Raw genomic sequence first — 16,466 nt, 5'->3', positions numbered from 1 at the left:
CTACTGGTATCTCACCGGGTTGCCGTTGAGACCTCCGCCGTCGCACGGCCAGGGTCCGTCGTCCAGCGGGCCGAGCCCGGTGTCGCGGAAGATCAGCAGGTCGCTGCCCAGGCTGAAGACGACCTGCCCGTCCGCGAGCAGCAGGACCCGGCTCATCACCGCGCGCTCGTCCTCGCTGGCGAAAAGCACGCGCAGGTAAAAATCCGTATCGACGGCGATGAGCTGTCCTTCTCTCCAGAACACGGCCGTGCCGTTGCGGTCCAGCGCCGGGTACGTGGTGTAGTAATCGCGCAAGAGCGGTCCGCCGAACAGTGTGCCGTCCTCGGCCAGGCCGCGGAATCGCGAACGTAATCGGCGAATGTTTTCGGATTCGGGACCGCGGATGCCGCCATTTCGATCGATCAGCAGCAATGCGTGACTGGGCCACTGTTGTACGGCCGTTCCGGCGCGGTCGTATCGCGTGGTGCGGAAGATCCCGTAGCCCTGTTCGCCGATCAGGAATTCGCCGGGTGCCGCGATGGCGCAGCGGCAACGCGGGCCCGGCGGGGTCCGGGCGAGCACGGTCCCGTCGGCGAGGTCGAGGAAGAAGGTCACGCCGATCCCGCTGCCGTCGTCGGCGAAACCGGCCGCGACGCGGTCCGCGGAAATCAGCAGCGGCTGCCAATGCGCCGCCGCGAGGGTCCGGGGCTCCGGCGGCACGTTCGGGCGGGTCTCGGGAGGGCCGGTGTCCGCCGGCTTCAGCGAGCCGACCGGAATGGTGGCGGACCAGAGCGTCCGGCCGTGCTCGTCGTGGCGGGCGACCCGCGGCAGGTGATCGGGCGGTACGACGCGGAACGGGTCGGCGGGCAGCCACGACCCGCAGAAACCATTCGCCAGCAGGACAAACGCGCCGAGATGCTCGTGCGGTTCGTGTTCGAGCGCGACCGAGCGGACGACCCTGCCGGTGAGGTCGAGTTCAGTCAGCACGCAGCCGCGCGCGTCCCGGCGGGCGATCCACACCGTGTCGTTGGCGCTGACCAGCGGTGGGTACGGATGGCCGTCAGCCCGGTGTTGCCACACCACCGCCCCCGACAAGTCGAGCGCGGTCAGCACTGTGCGGGACAACTCGTCGCCGTCATATGAGGTGGCGACGAGCGGGCCGTCCGGACCGGGCGCGGCCACGCCCCAGATCTGGCCGGGCAAGGCGATCGTCCGCGGACTGCGCTCCATGCTGGCCCTTTCGCCGATTGGTCCCGTTTTCGACGATAGCCGTGATCGGCGAACAGTTCTCGCGCAACCGGCTTGATTCCCGCTATCATTTCCGGGCTAACGTCGAACTGTCGGTGGTCTGGCTCAGAAGCGCGACCGAAAGAATGAGCAGCAATGCTCCGAATGGCCGGGCGAGCGCGGTGCGGCCGGGACGGGCTAATCCCTTTTGTCGAGCATGGAGTGGGTGATCAGCTGTCATGAGAAAAGCTGTTGTCGCACTGATGTGTGTTCTTGCCCTGCTGGGGATGGGTTCCGTCGCGAACGCCGATCCAGCGCCGTCGAGCACGGTGAGCATCGCCCCGGCCACCGTCGCGCCAGGCGCGGCCGTGACCTTCTCGGTAACCCTGTCGAACGCGGACGCCGACCCGCTGAAAGGCGGCAAGCTGGGCCTCGGCGTGGCGAACGGCGCGATCAATCAGCTCTTCGACGTCAGCACCTGCGCGTTGTGCTACCAGGCCGGAAACACCATTCGCTACGACGTGGGCGACGTCCCGGTCAACGGCAGCAAAACCTTCACTTTCTCGATCGGGGTTTTCGCCAACGCACAGCTCGGCCAGTATGTGATTGAGCACCAGTTCGTCGGAGACAATTACTCCTACGAGACGGTGGAAGGCCCCACGGTCACCGTGTCGCGATAGCAAGCAGGGAAGCCCTGGGGGAATCCGATTCCCCCCGGGCTCCCTCGCGAACCCGGGTGTTACGCGGCGGCGCCCTCGATGTGCGCCTTCAGCAGCTCCAGCCCGGGCTGGATGCGGGCCGGGTCCTCGACCGGGTGCGGGCCCGCCGGTTCGGTGGGCGGGACCAGGCGCTCGAACAGGCGGCAGAACAGCGTCGTCCCGTCGCCGAGGTCGAAGGTGGTGAAGGTGGCGATCGCGTGCATCGACGGCGCTAGCGTTCCGTCGTCGAGCACGTCGCGGCCGACCACTGTCCAGAGCTTGCCCGGGACCCGCGCGACGACGGTGTACAGCTTCGGCTTTTCGTTCAGGTCCGGCACGATGGTCTCGAGCAGCACGTCGCCCATTTCCGCGGGGACGTCCGGGGTGCCGCGGCGTACTTCGGTGCCGGACGCCATCGGCAGCCATTTCGGCAGGTTAGACCAGGTGGTCGCCCAGTCGTAGACCTCCTGCGCCGGGCGGTTGACCACGATGCGGTTCTCGACGAAGCGGATGTTCAGGTTGTCCGGAATCTGCCGAACGTAGAGGGCTGCAGACATGATTTCTCTCCTTTTCGGGGTTATTTGGGGGAATGCTGTCCGGTCATGAGGGCGCCGAGGTCGTCCGGTTCGAGGAACGACGGCGGCGGGGGCGGGCCCCAGCTGAAGAGGCCTTGCGCGCCTTCGAAAACCTCCGGCGTCCAGATCTCGTCCTCGGGGACGCAGTCCATGTCGGAGTAGTACTCGCTGAAGTTCCCGGCCGGGTCTTTGAGATACCAGAAGAAGTTCGAACCGGCGTGATGGCGGCCGAGGCCCCAGACGTGCCGGTCGGGATGGCCGTTCAGCATCGCGGCGGCACCGCGGCCGACGTCGTCGATGTCGTCGACCTGCCACGACGTGTGGTGCAGGAAGTTCACCGGGGCCGCGAGCGCCAGGACGTTGTGGTGATCGACCGAGCAGCGCAGGAAAGCGCCCTTGTGTCCGATGTAGTCACTGACCTTGAAGCCGAGCGCCTCGGTGAAAAAGCGCATGGTGGCGTCGAGATCGGTGGTGCCCACCACGCAGTGGCCGAGTTTCTTGGGCAAGACCGGGCCGGTGCGCACGACGCCGGGCGCGCGGCCGGACCGCTCGATGCGGCCGGGTCCGTTGTACGGCGTGGCCAAGACCGGTCGCTGCGTGATCCGCGGTGAAATCTCCACGCGCACGGTGAATCCGGAGACCGGTTCGATCGCGCAGACGGCGGTGCCGGACTCGGTGCTGACAACGCCGAGCCGGTTCAGGCGCGCCGCGGTCCGGGCGAGGTCGTCGGTGTCGTCGACTCCCACGCCGAGTTCGAGCAGTTGCCGGTAGGGCGCGTGCCGGACGCGCAGCTGTTCGCCGCCTTCGAGGGTGGTGAAGGATCCGTCGCCGACGTGGGTCAGCCCGAAATCCGCGTAGTAGGCAACGGTTTCCGCGACGTTCGGCACGCCCATCGTGACCCGGGTCAGCCGGTGCGTCCCCATGTCACGCCTCCGGTTCCGCGACGAAGGTCTGCCGCATTTCGCCGAGGCCTTCGATCCGGCTGACCAGCTCCTGCCCGGCCCGCAGGAAGCGTTGCGGCGTACGGCCGACGCCGACCCCGGAGGGCGTTCCGGTGAACACGAGATCGCCCGGATACAGGGTGATCGTCTGCGACAGAGCGGAAATCAGCTTCGCGACCGGGAAGATCAGCTCGCGGGTCCGGCCGTCCTGCACGGTCTCGCCGTCGATCGCGCACGACAGCGCCAGGTCGTCTCGATCCGCCAGCTCGTCCGGGGTGACCAGCCACGGTCCGACCGGCGCGAAGTTCGGGAAGGACTTGCCGAGGCTGAATTGCGGGGCCGGGCCGGCCAGCTGCGAGACGCGCTCGGAGAGGTCCTGCCCGATCGTCACCCCGGCGAGGCGGTCCCACGCCTCGGATTCGTCGACGCGATGGGCGGTCCGGCCGACGACCGCGACGAGTTCCACCTCCCAGTCCACGTTTCCGCCGGGCGGCAGCACGACCTCGGCGTCGGGGCCGGTCAGCGCGGAGACGAATTTCGTGAACACCGGGGGAAGGCCGTCCGGCGCGGCGAAGCCGGATTCCGCGGCGTGCGCGTCGTAGTTGAGTCCGATCGCGACGATCTGCCGCGGTCCGGGGGAGGGCGGACCCAGCTGGGCGCGGGTGAAGGCGACATCGGGTTCGGCGGTGAGTTTCTCCGCCCAAACCTGGAATTCGGACCAGTTCCGGTAGACGGAACCGAGGCCGAAGAGTCCGCCCGACGCCTTGGCGACGTCGATTCCCTTGTCCTCGGCGGTGAGCAGGACGGCCCGGCCGTCCACATTGGCCAGTTTCACGGTTTCTCCTCAAAACAGAGCGTCAGATTGGTCCGCACCGGCAGCGGGAGGCTGACGACGAGGTCGTTCCCCTCGCGCCGGGCACGGAGCCCCGGGGTACCCGCCCCGGCGGAATCGGCGGCGAACACGTCGTCGCGGAACAGCGTCCAGGGCGCTTCGGCGTTGCCGATCCGCAGCGTCACGTCGGCGTGTTTTCCGGCGACCGGGCGCAAAGTCAGTGCCAGCAGCGATTTCTCCCGGTCGTACCAGGCTCGGAGAACCTCGGCCGGGCCGTCGATCGCGGTCACCCGGGGTTCGCGGAAATGCGCCGCGGTCCACGGGTGGTGGTACATCTTCCAGAGCCCGTCCGGGACGTTCAGCCGGGCGTAGCCGAGCATCGCGTTCCCGGTCAGCCGGTCCATGAAGACCGGGTTGCCGTTCTCGTCGAACGAACGGTCCTGGCGCGGGTAGAACAGCCCGCCGTTCTCCCAGGTCGGGTTCAGATAAGCGTCGGCGTAGCCGAGCAGGCCGCGGAGGTTCTCCTCGTCGCCGACCTCGGCCATGCATCCGGCGACGTAGCCGAAAGCCGGGGCGCGCCAGACGAAATCCAGGTCGCGGGTGAACTCCGGCTCGCGGCCGGCGAGGCGAGCCTTGCGGGCTTCCAGCGCCGCGGTCGGCTCGGCGAGGGTGACCAGGCCGTCCGGGGTGCGCCGGATCTCGTCGCGGATCTGGTCCGGGTAGAGCCGGTGCACCAGGTCGCGGCTCCAGGCGTTCAGGTTCAGCGCCGTCCAGGCGTTGCCGCCGCCTTCGAGCGGCATTTCCGGGCGGTTCTGCTCGACCAGCCAGAGCCGCCAGTACTCGCCGTATTCGTTGAGGATGCCCCGTTTGTCCCACGCCGCCTGGTAGGACTGGGTGACCTCCTCGGCGACCGCCGTGCCCTTGCGCAGGTCGAGGAACCGGAACCCGAGGATCGGGAACTGGTTGCAGACGAGGAAAAGGCAGTTGGGTTCGCAGACGATGCCGTACCAGCCTTGGTCGGCCATCTGCCAGTACAGGTTGTCGGCGAGCGAGCTGAGCGAGTACTCGTAGATTTCCGTGCCGAGGCCCTGGAACAGCGGGTCCCAGCGGAAGGAAAGCGCGCCTTCGCGGTCGTACTGGTCGCTGTCGAACAGCATGCTGTGCATGCCGAGCATCGCGAAGAAGCGGCCGCTGTACATGATGTTTTCCTTGATCACCGGATCGCGCCAGCCCTCGCGCAACGCGGTGCTGTCCGGATTGTTGCGAATGCTGCCCCGGCTGGTCTCGCGCCAGTACGCCCACACTTCCGGGAGCTGCATTTTCCGGATGATCTCTTCGAAGACCGGACGGAACGCTCCGGGAGCGGCGGGAAGATGGTGGAAATGCGCGAAACCCAGGGTGTAGGCCATTTGGGTCAGCTGGTAGCGGTAGGCGTCGGTCCATTCCTGGCCCCACAGCATGCTGCCCATGTTCGCCCACTCGTTGTCCTGCTGGGCGACGAGATTGCGCACGTGCTGGACGTGTCCCGCCTGGAAGTCGTCGAGCGCGGGGTACCCCGAGATGTCCGGTGCGGGGAGCATCACCGGACCGCCAGGAATCGCTCGGCAGCGGCGGCGATGTCCTTGCTGTCCACCGTGTCCGCGAAGTGTGTGAGGTATTCGCCTTGGGGTCCCATGAGGAAGGTGAACGCGCTGTGCGGCATCCGGTAGCCGTCCGGGTCGTCCACCCGCCGGGCGTGCACGTGATACGCCTTCTTCATCGACTCGATTTCCTCGGCGGATCCGGTGAGGCCGGTGATCCGCGGGTGCCGGGCAGCGAGAAAAGCGTGCAGGACGTCCGGGGTGTCGCGCTCCGGATCGACCGTCACGTAAAGGGCCTGCACGCGATTCCCGAGTTCGCCGAGTTTGTCGAGCACCCGGTCGATCCGGGCCAGCGCGGGCGGGCATACGGTCTGGCAACGCGTGAAGCCGAAAAAGACGAGCAGGTATTTTCCGAAATAGGACTGCTCGGTGACCTCAGTTCCGGAATCGTCGATCAGCCGGAAATTTCCGCCGACTGTCGGAACCGGGCGCACAATCGTCGCCGAACCGGATCCGGGAGGAGTGCAGCAGGAGGAATTCATTTCCATGACTCACACGCTAGGAGGCGCGGTCATGCCCGTCCAATGCCGCGTTGGCGCGCGGCTATGCCGGTTGGGTATAGCTGGTGATGGCGGCCCGGATCTCGGCCGCCGCCTCGTCCAGTTTCCGCATCATCAGCAGCATCGTCGGGGTGAGCTGCCTGCCCGCGGGCAGCGTGACGCCGACCGATTCCACGATGCCGAGGTCGATCGGCAGCGCGGCCAGCTCCGGTTCGGTCTCGGCGACCAGCTGCGGCATCACGACGAGCGTGTCGGTTTCCAGCGCGATGGCGCGCACGGCCAGGAACGACCCGCATTCGATGCGGTTGGCCGGGGTCGAGAGGCCGCGGCTCAGGAGATGTTCCTCCAGTTGCCGCCGCTGCGGGTTGTCGGCGGGCGGCAGCGACCAGAGCTCGCCGATCAGGTCGGCGATCGTGAGCCCCGGCCGCCGGTGCGCGGGATGCTGGCTGCGCGCGACCACGCGGGCGGGCTCGTAGTAGAGGTGGTGCTGGCGCAGCCGGTCGTTGTTCGCCGGTTCGAGCGTGCCGACCACGAGGTCGACGTCGCCCGCGAGCAGCGCCTCGTACAGCGCTTCCGGGCCGCCGTGCCGGATGACGACGGTCAGGTCGGGGGCGACAGTCTTCACTCGCGCGACCGCGCGGGGCAGCAGCACGCTCGCCCCGGCGAGGAAGGTGCCGATCGTGACGGTGCCGGCGTGGCCGTCGACCAGCTCTTCGAGATGTCGCCCGGCCTGGCGGAGTTCGGCGAGCACTGCCCGGGCGTGGTCGACGAAGACCTCGCCGAACAGCGTCGCCGTCATCCCGCGCGGGCTGCGTTCGAACAGTTCGACCTTGAGGATCGATTCGAGTTCGCGCAGCCCGCGGGTCAGCACCGGCTGGGTGATGTGCAGCCGTTCGCCCGCGGCGACCAGCGAACCCTGTTCGGCGATCGCCACGACGTAGCGCAGATGGCGCAGCTTGAGCCTGCCGTCGGCGAGGTCGGTCATCGGGAACGCTCGGCTGTTGGCATGCGGCCGATTCTGCCGGTCCGCTCAGTGGTGGCCGCCCACCGGCACGACGAAACTGACGGTTTTGCTGTCCAGGACCTTGTGCGTCGGGTCGGCCAGCCCGATCCACACCTTGTGCGGGCCGGGCGGCAGCGCCTGGATGATCAGCGGTTCGCCGCTGCCGTCGGCCCAGTGCCACGGCGCGTCGTCGACCGTGACGTGGATGTGGCCGATGCGCGGGGAGACGTCGAGCGCGGCCGGGCCGTAGACCGGGACGATGCGCAGGTTCTCCGCTCGGTAGCGCAGGACGACCAGGCCTTTGGCGAGCTGCTCCGGAAGCGGCGCGTCGACGACGAGCGCGGGCGGCGGCTGGGACGGCAGCGGCACGACGGGGGCGGGCGGCCAACCCGAAGCCGCGGCGGGCGGAGCGGCTGGAGGAGGGGCGGAGACGACCGGCGGGGCAGCGGAAGCGGAGCACGCGGTCGCCAGGAAAGCGACTGAACCGAGGATCGTGGTGCGAAGAAGATGAGGCATAGAAGGAAAACTAGGCAGCCGTTGATCATCTTCGCGTCTGTCGGACGACCTCATCGCTGTACGTCGGGAGGGAAGTGCCGTGCGTGCCGCTGGGGTCGGCACGCACGGCACAGGTCAGCGGCAGCGGTAGCTGGACGCGACGGCGGGGTCGCCGTAGCCCTTGTACCGCGAGACCCGCGGATACGCGCACAGGTCGCGGGTCTGCTTCCCGTCCGCGGTCGCGGCCGCCAAAGTGGCCGGGGCCTTGCCGTGTTCGACCCAGTCGACCAGCGCGCCGAGCGGGTTCGTGGGCGTCGCCCCCGTCCCGCCGCCGCAGTGTTCGACGCCGGGGGCCAGGAAAAGCCGGTAGAAGTCGTTCACCCGGTGGGAGCCGCCCATCGCCCGTTCGACCTCGGCGCGGTAGCGCAGGGTGCCGCCCGGCGGGATGAGCTGGTCGTCCGTGCCGACGAAGGTCAGCAGCTTGCCGCCGGTCCGGCGGAAGGCCGACAGGTCCGGGTCGGCGGTGCCGATGACGTCGTCGTACTCGCGCACCGACTGGCGGAACACCTGGGCGAACTGGGAGTAGCTGAGCTTCGAAACGTCGAAATCGGCCTGTTTGGCCAGGAACGACTGGACCCATTTGACCGCGACCGGGAACCCGGTGGCGTACGGGCTGTCACCGGTTCCGGCCAGCCAGGTGAAATCGGCGCCCTTCGGGAGGCCGTCCCACAGCTTCCGGCCGCGTTCGTCGGTCGGTCCGGCCCAGATCTTGCGCATGACGTCGGCGTCCTTCGCGGTGACGGCGATTTCCTTGCCGTCGCAGAGCACCTTCGTGCCGATCAGGGACCGCGGGTCGTAGCTGCATTCGTCCGGCCGGTCGACGATGCCGTCGCGGACGCCGTCGTTCGCGTCGCATGCCTTGACCGCGGCCTGCCGGAACGCGGTGAAGACGCAGGCGCTCGGGAAGTCGTGCTCCTGGTTCATCACGATCTGCGGCCAGAGCGTCGCGACCGCGAACTGCGTCCAGTGGACCGCGGGCGCGTTCGCCAGGATGCCGTCGAAGTCGCCGGGGTAGTTCTGCGCCTCGGAATAGCCCTGGCGGCCGCCGGTCGAGCAGCCGTTCCAGTACGAGTAGGTCACCGGCCGGTGGTAAAACCGCTGCGTGACGTCCTTGCCGATCAGCGCGGCCTCGTGCACCGAGCGGGTGGCGAAGTTCGTCAGCAGCGGCCGGTTGACCTTGCCGGGCGCGGTCAGCGCCCACGAGGTGTCGAGCCCGGTCAGGACGCCGGCGTCGGTGGTCACGCCCGCGTAGCCGTCCTTGGCGGCCTGGGCCAGCGGCGCGCCGAAGTCCCCGGCGGCGTACGCGCTTCCGCCGACCGCCTGGAGCCGTCCGGTCCAGCCCGTCTGCGGCAGGGCCACCCCGACCTTGACGTGGTCATCGGCCCCGGGATGGGTCAGCGTGACGGTGATTTCGCAGTAGCCGGGCTTCGGTTCGGCCTGGACCGATTCGATCTTCGCGCCGCTGGGCGCGGTGACCGGCACGGTGGCGCAGGCGGTGGTTTCGGCCGCGGCGGCGCTGGGCGCGAGCTGGGTGACGGTGGTCACCAGCAGCGCCGCGAGCGGCAACGCCGGGAGAAGTGTTCGGGTGCGTCTCATCGCTTTCCTTTGTGGAGGGTCGCTTTCGCCCGAAACTAAGGCGTTCGCCGCGGCCTTCGCGCCCGTCGGACGACGCCGTTGACGTACGTCGTCTCGCGGTATCGTCAGGGATCATGACGCTGCACGGACGGGACGCCGAGCTCAAGGAGCTGACCGAGCTGGTGGACGGCCCGGAAGGACGCGTCGGCGTCCTCGTCCGGGGCGAGGCGGGCATCGGGAAGTCCGCGCTCGTCGCCGCGGCGGCCGCGGCTGCTTCGGTCGCGGGGACGCGGGTGCTGCGGACGACCGGCGCCGAGGCCGAGCAGGACCTCGCGTACGCCGGGCTGCACCAGCTGCTGCATCCGGTCCGCACGGGTGTCGCCGGGCTGCCCGCGCCGCAACGGACGGCGCTGGAGACCGCGCTCGGGCTCGCCGAGGGGCCGGAACCCAGCGCGTACCTGGTCGGGCTCGCCGCGCTGACGCTGCTGGCCGACACTGCCGCTGCCAAGCCGGTGCTGGTCATCGCCGAGGATGCCCACTGGCTCGATCGCGCCAGCGCGGACGTCCTGGCTTTCGTCGCCCGGCGGATCGAGACCGAACCGGTCGCGCTGCTCGTGACGCTCCGGGACGGATCCGGCCCGCTGCTCGACGCCGGGCTCGCCCCGATGCCGCTCGACCGCCTCCCCGACGACGCCGCCGCGGAACTGCTGGACTCGGTCGCGCCGAGGCTCGACCCGATGGTCCGTACCCGGCTGCTCGCCGAATCCGCGGGCCATCCGCTCGCGCTGACCGAGCTTCCGGCGGCGGTGGCCGACCTCGACGTGCTCGATCCGGTCCTGCCGCTGACCGAACGGCTCGAGCGGACGTTCGCCTCCCGGGTCGCGACGCTGCCCCAAGCCACCCGCGCCGCGCTGCTGGTCGCGGCGCTCAACGAAACCGGCTCGATCGCCGAAACCCTTGCCGCGACGGGGGTTGTGCTCGGTACGCCGGTCGAGCCCGACGTGCTGAGCCCCGCGGTCGACGCCCGGCTGGTCGAGTTCGTGGTCGGCTGCGTGAGCTTCCGGCATCCGCTGATGCGGTCGGCCATTCCCGCCGCGGCGACGCTCGGCGACCGGCGGCGGGCGCAGCTCGCGTTGGCCGAGACGGTGCGTGAACAGCCGGATCGGCGTGCTTGGCACCAAGCCCGGGCGGCCGCCGGTCCGGACGAAACCGTGGCCGCGGCCTTGGAAACGGCCGCCGACCGAGCGCGGCGGCGAGGCGGGGCCGCGGCGGCGATCGCGGCGCTGGAGCAGGCGGCGCGGCTCAGCGAAGACCCGGACGCGCGGGCGGATCGGTGGCTGCGGGCCGCCGAGCTGGCGGTCGAATCCGGTCGCCGCGAAACCGCCGAACGGCTGGTGCGCGAAGCCCGGAACGGGCCGCTTTCCGCGCGCCGGAAAGCGACCGCGAGCCAGTTGCTCAGCGGTTTCGAGGACGGCGTCCGCGAGGATCCCGCCCGGATCGGGGAGCTGGCGGCGCTCGCCGAATCCGTCGCCGCGGACGGTCAGGACGACGCGGCGACGCGGATCCTGTGGGGCGCGGCGATGCGGTGTTTCTGGGCCGAACCCGGCGCGACAGCTCGCCGGACGCTCCTGGATGTCGCGGCCGGCCTGCCGATTTCAGACGACGACCCGCGCCTGATCGCGGTCGCCGCGTACGTCGCGCCGTTCGAACGCGGCACCGCAGTGCTGGAGCAGCTTCGGGTGCTCGCGGGCGCGACCGGAGCCGATCCGGAAACCGACCGGTACCTGGGCAGCGCATCCTTGCAGGTAGGCGCTTTCGACCTGGCCGCCCGCTTCTCGACCGCCGCGGTGCCGGGCCTGCGAGCGCAGGGCAGGCTCGGGTTGCTGCCGCGGGCGCTGGCCGTCCAGGCGTGGAGCCGGGTCCGGCTCGGCGACCTGGCTGGTGCGGCGCCGTCCGCCGCGGAGGCGGTCCGGCTCGCCCAGGAGACCGGGCAGCCGTTCATGGGCGGGCTGGCGCTGGCGGTCCAAGCCGAGATCGCCGCGCTTCGCGGTGACCACAAGCAGGCCAGCGCGCTCGCCGACGAGGCCGAACGCGCCGGGCTCGCCGCCGGTGCGCGTCCGGTGCTGGCCACGGTCCAGCTCGCGCGCGGGCTCGTGGCGTCGAGCGAAGGCCGGTACGAGGACGCGTTCGCCGACCTGCGCCGGTTGCTCGACCCCGCCGATCCGGCTTACCAGCTGGCCCTGCGCGCCTACTGCGTCACGGAGCTGACCGAAGCCGCCGTCCGGGCCGGGCAAACCGGCGCGATGCGCGAAATCCTGGCCGAGCTGGAGCCGTTGGGCGCCGTGTCCGAGGCACCGGCGCTGCACATCGGGCTGCGGTACGCGCGTGCGGTGCTGGCACCGAAGGAAACCGCCGAAGACCTGTTCACCGCGGCATCGCAAGCAGACCTGAGCGGATGGCCTGCCGAACGCGGGCGGATCCACCTGGCGTTCGGCGAGTGGCTGCGGCGGCAGCGCCGGGTCGTCGAATCGCGGGCGCACCTGCGTACCGCGCGGGAGACTTTCGACGCACTCGGCCTGACAGCGTGGGCCGAGCGGGCGCGGCGCGAGTTGCGCAGTGCGGGGGAGTCGAGCCCGAACCGGAGCCCGGACGCCCGCGACAAGCTGACCCCGCACGAGCTGAGCATCGCGCAGCTGGCCGCCGAGGGGCTGACGAACCGCGAGATCGGGCAGCGGCTCTATCTTTCGCACCGGACCGTCGGGACTCACCTGCACCGGATCTTCCCGAAGCTCGGCGTGAGCTCCCGCGCTGAGCTGGCCGACGCGGTGCAGGCCCTCGGCGACTGACTTACCCCGGTTGCGTCATCCGACGGGCGCGGGCGGCGGCCGGGCTCCTTAGCGTCGAGGCCGTCCCACGGTCTCGCGCACAGGAGTTCAGATGATCAGCAGGAGACGATTCACCCAGATGTTCGCCGCCGGTGTGGCGGCGACCTCGCTCGCCGCCTGCTCGTCGCCTGCCGCCCCGCGGCCCGCCGCCGCTGGCGTTGACCTGCGTGCCGGTTCGGGCGAGCACACCTCGCTGGGCACGATCAAGCACGCCGACGCCGGTGTCGTTTCGATGGCATACGCGGAGTTCGGCCCGGCCAACGGAAAGCCGGTGCTGCTGTTGCACGGCTGGCCGTATGACCCGTACAGCTACGCCGATGTCGCGCCTCTGCTGGCCGCGCAAGGGTTCCGGGTGATCGTCCCGTTCCTGCGCGGGTTCGGTCCGACGGTGTTCAAGTCCGCGGACACGGTTCGCAACGGGCAGCAGACGGCCATCGCGCTCGACGTCGTCGCGCTGATGGACACGCTGAAAATCGACAAAGCCATTCTCGGCGGCTACGACTGGGGCTCGCGGACGGCTGCGGTGATCGCCGCGTTGTGGCCCGAACGGTGCCAGGCGGTCGTCCCGGTGAGCGGGTACATCGTCGCCAATCTCAAGGCCAATCTTCAGCCGCTGCCGCCGGCCGCCGAATTGGGCTGGTGGTACCAGTATTACTTCGCGACCGAGCGCGGCCGCGCGGGCTACGCGGCGAACCGGCACGATTTCAACAAGCTGATCTGGAAAACGGCTTCGCCGACGTGGCACTTCGACGACGCGACGTACAACCGCAGCGCCGCGGCGTTCGACAATCCGGACCACGTCGCGATCGTCATCCACAACTACCGCTGGCGGCTCAGCCTCGCCCCCGGAGAACCGCGGTACGAGGCGCACGAACAGAAACTCGCCGCGGGCGCGACCATCGGCGTCCCGGCGATCACCCTGGCCAGCGACTTCGACGGCGCGGCCAAGGACGGCAAGGGCTACCGCGCCAAGTTCACCGGGAAGTACGAGCACCGGATCCTCGACGGCATCGGGCACAACGTGCCGCAGGAAGCGCCGCGGCCGTTCGCCCAGGCGATCGCGGACGCGGCCAAGCTCTGACGATTCATCGAAGTTTGATCGGGAGCGGATACGGTGCGCACGCCTCTCGCCGGAAACCGCTGTGCCCGTGGGGGAATCGGCGATCCCGGCGACCGTCGAACCGAGGAGTGCGATGAGACGCAAAGCTTTCGGAGCCGTCGCGGTGGCTGTCGCCGCCGCCCTGACCGGACTGGCCGGCCCGGCTTCCGCGGAGACTCCCGCCGAAATCCTCCAAGCGGGCGCCCAGGCCGGGGTCAGCGCGGGATACCCCGGCGTGATCGGGCTGGTCCGGAACGGCGAAAGCACGCAGTACATCCACGCCGGGTACGGAAATCTCACCGCCAGGACTCCGGCGGATCCGAAAGCGCAGTTCCGGATCGGCAGCGACACCAAGGCGTTCACCGCCGCCGTCCTGCTGCTGCTGGAAGCCGAGGGCGAGCTTTCCCTCGACGATCCGATCGCCCGCTGGCTGCCCGGCGCGGTGAACGCCAACGGGAACGACGGAACCAAGATCACCGTTCGGCAGCTGCTGCACCAAACCTCCGGGCTGCCGGAGTACGCGGGCGACCCGCGGTTCCTCAACTCCTATGTCGCCAACACCAACCCGCGCCAGGCGTGGCCGCCGCAGACGCTGGTGGACATCGCGACGTCGCATCCGTCGCTGGGCACGTCGTTCCACTACTCGAACACCAACTACGTCCTCGCCGGCATGGTGATCAAGGCGGTGACCGGGAACGAACCGGCCGCGGAGATCCAGCGGCGCGTCTTCGAACCGCTCGGGTTGCGCAACACCTCGTTCCCGACCGCCGATCCCGGCTTGAGCGGCAACTACCTGAACGGCTACTACATCTCGTTCGGCGCGTTCTACAACGACGTCACCGTCTCGAATGTGCAGGCGTTCGGGACCGCGGGCGCCATTGTGTCCACAGAGGACGATCTGGCGACCTTCGAACGCGCGCTGCTGAGCGGAAAACTCCTGCCGCCGCAGCAGCAGGCCGAGCTGAAGACGACGGTGCCGGCCGACGACGCGGGCAACCGGTACGGGCTGGGAATCGGCCTGTCGCCGACGGCCTGCGGGCTGGCCTGGAATCACAGCGGCGGGGTGCTGGGATATTACAACCTGTGGCTGACCAGCGACGACGGCAGCAAGCAGGTGCTGGTCGCGGCCAACGAGAACCATCTGGCCGGAGCCGCGACCCGGGGGCAGACCACGCTCGGCAACGCGGCGCTGAAGGCCTACTGCGCGTCCTGAGCCTCGTCGAGTTCCGGCCGGGAAGGCGGGCGGCCGCCAGTGATCCCGGCGGCCGCCCGGCGAGTGGCACCAGCGTGATGCCGCGGTGACGGGCCAGTCCGATCCTGGAGCGAAAACGCGGTCAGGCGATCGGAAGCGAGGCGCGGTATGCGGGCTCATGGCCACCGTCCGAGGAAGCACTCGCCTGGTCCGGCGCCCCGGGTCGCGCCGGAGGAAGCCCAGGAGACGCCGACCGCCGCGGCCGCGGATTTCAGTAATATCCCAGCGCACTCGTCTGGCGTACCGCTGCCGGCCGAGGTGCGGCGCCGGCTGGAGGAACGGTGGGGCGAGGACCTCGGCGGCGTCCGGGTGCACACCGGTCCCGAGGCGGCCCGGACCGCGCGGGACCTGGGCGCGGTCGCGTACACCTCCGGCGAGGACATCGTCGTGGCGGGCGATCCCGACGAGCACCTGCTGAGGCACGAGGCGGCCCACGTGGTGCAGCAGCGGCACGCCAGCCGCCTCGTGCCCGGTGTCAGTTCCCCACGAGATCCCGCCGAGCGGGCGGCCGAAGCGGGGGCGGTGGCGGTTCCCGGCGGGCGGGTGGCAGCGATCCAGCGGCAGGTCGACCGCACCGGAGAAAAAGCCGCCGCGACCCGTGACGAGGTCGAGAAGGTGCTCACCGCCTACCTCCAGCAGGTGCAGCAGGACCAGGGCGGGCAGACGCTGCACAATACCGACCAGGTGAAGTTCGCGGTCCTGTCGCTGTTCGCCGGCGACCCGGTGCGGATGGCGTCCGTTCAGGCCTGGTTGTCCGGGCCGGTGCCCGGCACGCCGGCGAGCTTCGCGCACGCGGTCGTCCGGCAGTTGCCCGCCGCCATCCCGGCGGGACGGCTGGAGCAGGTGCGCGGTACTCCGGTGAAGCCGGACGCGGACAAGCGGCCGAAGAACGCGGGAGAAGCGGCCGGTGCGGTGATCGTCGATACGACCCTCGCGCCGATCCTCCGCCGGATGAAGCTGTCCGACGGCCTGAAGAAGCTCATCGTGGACGGTGCCAAATCGGCGGTCGCCTCGGGCTTGCTCGAACTGGTCGACACCGCGATGGCGCAGGCACGGATCACCGATGCGGAGCGGGGCTCGATCCACAGCGCCGTGGCGGGCTTGATCAAACAGCAGCCGGGCAAGCCGATGGAGCGCCAGCAGGAGGGAGCGGGCAGTCCGTACGCGCAGATCGTGCCGCCGTCGATCGCGCCGCCGGTTCCGTCCGCGCCCGGCGAGCAAATCGTCAAGGGCCCGTCGATCCCGTTCGACTTCTCTCCTCGCAAAGACCCGCCCAAACCGGCCCTCGCGCCGGCTCCGGCGAGTCCGGCTGTCGTGGCCGCGGCCCGGCAGTTCGACCGGTTGGTGCTGACGCCACCGGAGGCGCGCGGTACCGAGCGAGAAGGCGACTACGCCTTGCCGGCGGAGTTCGCCACCACCGTCGCGGCGCTTCTCGACGACCCGCAGAAGAACAAGCGATCCAGCGTCCGCATGGATCTCCCGGCGAGTTACCGGGCGGTGAAAGACCGCACCGCGCTTTTCCAGGAGATGAAGAAGATCTTCTTCGCGATGCGCGATGCCCTGCCGCACCATGCCAGCCAGGTCGTCCAGATTTATCTGCTGGTGGAAGGACGCCAGGTGTACAGCTTCGAGCTGCATTAGCGCGGCGCCGTTCCGGTCAGCGGCACCTGTCCCGCGTGGATTCCCAGCACCAGGGGGCCGCCGC

At 69.8% G+C, this 16,466-nt stretch carries 14 protein-coding genes; 5 read left to right on the top strand and 9 right to left on the bottom strand.

What is annotated here, in order from left to right; translation table 11 throughout:
• The gene (locus L3Q65_RS25060; protein ID WP_220507178.1) at nt 1–1,209 is read right to left on the bottom strand and encodes a hypothetical protein; all 1,209 of its coding nucleotides are present in this window, start codon (nt 1,207–1,209) and stop codon (nt 1–3) included.
• 284 nt (nt 1,210–1,493) lie between these two features.
• Between L3Q65_RS25060 and L3Q65_RS25055 the strand changes: the two genes are divergently transcribed.
• Complete coding sequence (locus tag L3Q65_RS25055; protein ID WP_182891467.1) at nt 1,494–1,886, top strand: hypothetical protein; 393 nt, start codon at nt 1,494–1,496, stop codon at nt 1,884–1,886.
• 59 nt (nt 1,887–1,945) lie between these two features.
• On the opposite strand, the gene L3Q65_RS25050 is transcribed toward L3Q65_RS25055, so the two are convergent.
• From L3Q65_RS25050 to L3Q65_RS25015, 8 genes are all read right to left on the bottom strand, one after another.
• Entirely contained in the window at nt 1,946–2,461 is a 516-nt protein-coding gene (locus tag L3Q65_RS25050; RefSeq protein ID WP_182891468.1) for an SRPBCC family protein, read from the bottom strand.
• A gap of 20 nt (nt 2,462–2,481) precedes the next feature.
• Nucleotides 2,482–3,402, bottom strand: a complete 921-nt coding sequence (locus L3Q65_RS25045) for a VOC family protein (RefSeq protein WP_182891469.1) — start codon at nt 3,400–3,402, stop codon at nt 2,482–2,484.
• Nucleotide 3,403: 1 nt separating this feature from the next.
• The gene (locus tag L3Q65_RS25040) at nt 3,404–4,255 is read right to left on the bottom strand and encodes a fumarylacetoacetate hydrolase family protein (RefSeq protein ID WP_237596812.1); all 852 of its coding nucleotides are present in this window, start codon (nt 4,253–4,255) and stop codon (nt 3,404–3,406) included.
• Nucleotides 4,252–5,832 (bottom strand): hypothetical protein, encoded by a 1,581-nt coding sequence (locus tag L3Q65_RS25035; RefSeq protein WP_182891471.1) that lies wholly within the window; start codon nt 5,830–5,832, stop codon nt 4,252–4,254. Before L3Q65_RS25035 ends, L3Q65_RS25040 begins: the two co-directional genes overlap by 4 nt.
• Complete coding sequence (locus tag L3Q65_RS25030; RefSeq protein WP_220507179.1) at nt 5,832–6,380, bottom strand: SCO family protein; 549 nt, start codon at nt 6,378–6,380, stop codon at nt 5,832–5,834. Before L3Q65_RS25030 ends, L3Q65_RS25035 begins: the two co-directional genes overlap by 1 nt.
• Nucleotides 6,381–6,435: 55 nt before the next feature.
• Nucleotides 6,436–7,377, bottom strand: coding sequence for a LysR substrate-binding domain-containing protein (locus tag L3Q65_RS25025; RefSeq protein WP_182891472.1), 942 nt, complete (start codon nt 7,375–7,377; stop codon nt 6,436–6,438).
• Nucleotides 7,378–7,422: 45 nt separating this feature from the next.
• Nucleotides 7,423–7,911 (bottom strand): DUF6130 family protein, encoded by a 489-nt coding sequence (locus tag L3Q65_RS25020; protein ID WP_237596811.1) that lies wholly within the window; start codon nt 7,909–7,911, stop codon nt 7,423–7,425.
• A 114-nt stretch (nt 7,912–8,025) separates the two neighbouring features.
• Nucleotides 8,026–9,546 (bottom strand): tannase/feruloyl esterase family alpha/beta hydrolase, encoded by a 1,521-nt coding sequence (locus tag L3Q65_RS25015; protein WP_182891473.1) that lies wholly within the window; start codon nt 9,544–9,546, stop codon nt 8,026–8,028.
• Nucleotides 9,547–9,659: 113 nt separating this feature from the next.
• On the opposite strand from L3Q65_RS25015, the gene L3Q65_RS25010 reads away from it, so the two are divergent.
• The 4 genes from L3Q65_RS25010 (at nt 9,660) to L3Q65_RS24995 (ending at nt 16,402) form a co-directional block, all read left to right on the top strand.
• Nucleotides 9,660–12,371 (top strand): helix-turn-helix transcriptional regulator, encoded by a 2,712-nt coding sequence (locus L3Q65_RS25010; RefSeq protein WP_237596810.1) that lies wholly within the window; start codon nt 9,660–9,662, stop codon nt 12,369–12,371.
• 91 nt (nt 12,372–12,462) lie between these two features.
• Nucleotides 12,463–13,491 carry an alpha/beta fold hydrolase gene (locus L3Q65_RS25005; RefSeq protein WP_237596809.1) on the top strand — a complete coding sequence of 343 codons (1,029 nt, stop codon included), beginning with the start codon at nt 12,463–12,465 and terminating at the stop codon, nt 13,489–13,491.
• Between the two features lie 112 nt (nt 13,492–13,603).
• Nucleotides 13,604–14,722 carry a serine hydrolase gene (locus L3Q65_RS25000; protein ID WP_237596808.1) on the top strand — a complete coding sequence of 373 codons (1,119 nt, stop codon included), beginning with the start codon at nt 13,604–13,606 and terminating at the stop codon, nt 14,720–14,722.
• A 297-nt stretch (nt 14,723–15,019) separates the two neighbouring features.
• Entirely contained in the window at nt 15,020–16,402 is a 1,383-nt protein-coding gene (locus L3Q65_RS24995; protein WP_237596807.1) for a DUF4157 domain-containing protein, read from the top strand.
• Nucleotides 16,403–16,466 lie beyond the last annotated feature (64 nt).

It is taken from the genome of Amycolatopsis sp. FU40 (assembly GCF_021903635.1).
Classification (GTDB): domain Bacteria; phylum Actinomycetota; class Actinomycetes; order Mycobacteriales; family Pseudonocardiaceae; genus Amycolatopsis; species Amycolatopsis dendrobii.
This window is presented reverse-complemented; position numbering and strand designations above follow the sequence as displayed.

Coding starts and splice junctions, on each gene's coding strand:
- L3Q65_RS25060 (WP_220507178.1), bottom strand. CDS start 1,209: ATGGAGCGCAGTCCGCGGACGATCGCCTTGCCCGGCCAGATCTGGGGC.
- L3Q65_RS25055 (WP_182891467.1), top strand. CDS start 1,494: ATGGGTTCCGTCGCGAACGCCGATCCAGCGCCGTCGAGCACGGTGAGC.
- L3Q65_RS25050 (WP_182891468.1), bottom strand. CDS start 2,461: ATGTCTGCAGCCCTCTACGTTCGGCAGATTCCGGACAACCTGAACATC.
- L3Q65_RS25045 (WP_182891469.1), bottom strand. CDS start 3,402: ATGGGGACGCACCGGCTGACCCGGGTCACGATGGGCGTGCCGAACGTC.
- L3Q65_RS25035 (WP_182891471.1), bottom strand. CDS start 5,832: ATGCTCCCCGCACCGGACATCTCGGGGTACCCCGCGCTCGACGACTTC.
- L3Q65_RS25030 (WP_220507179.1), bottom strand. CDS start 6,380: ATGGAAATGAATTCCTCCTGCTGCACTCCTCCCGGATCCGGTTCGGCG.
- L3Q65_RS25025 (WP_182891472.1), bottom strand. CDS start 7,377: ATGACCGACCTCGCCGACGGCAGGCTCAAGCTGCGCCATCTGCGCTAC.
- L3Q65_RS25020 (WP_237596811.1), bottom strand. CDS start 7,911: ATGCCTCATCTTCTTCGCACCACGATCCTCGGTTCAGTCGCTTTCCTG.
- L3Q65_RS25015 (WP_182891473.1), bottom strand. CDS start 9,546: ATGAGACGCACCCGAACACTTCTCCCGGCGTTGCCGCTCGCGGCGCTG.
- L3Q65_RS25010 (WP_237596810.1), top strand. CDS start 9,660: ATGACGCTGCACGGACGGGACGCCGAGCTCAAGGAGCTGACCGAGCTG.
- L3Q65_RS25005 (WP_237596809.1), top strand. CDS start 12,463: ATGATCAGCAGGAGACGATTCACCCAGATGTTCGCCGCCGGTGTGGCG.
- L3Q65_RS25000 (WP_237596808.1), top strand. CDS start 13,604: ATGAGACGCAAAGCTTTCGGAGCCGTCGCGGTGGCTGTCGCCGCCGCC.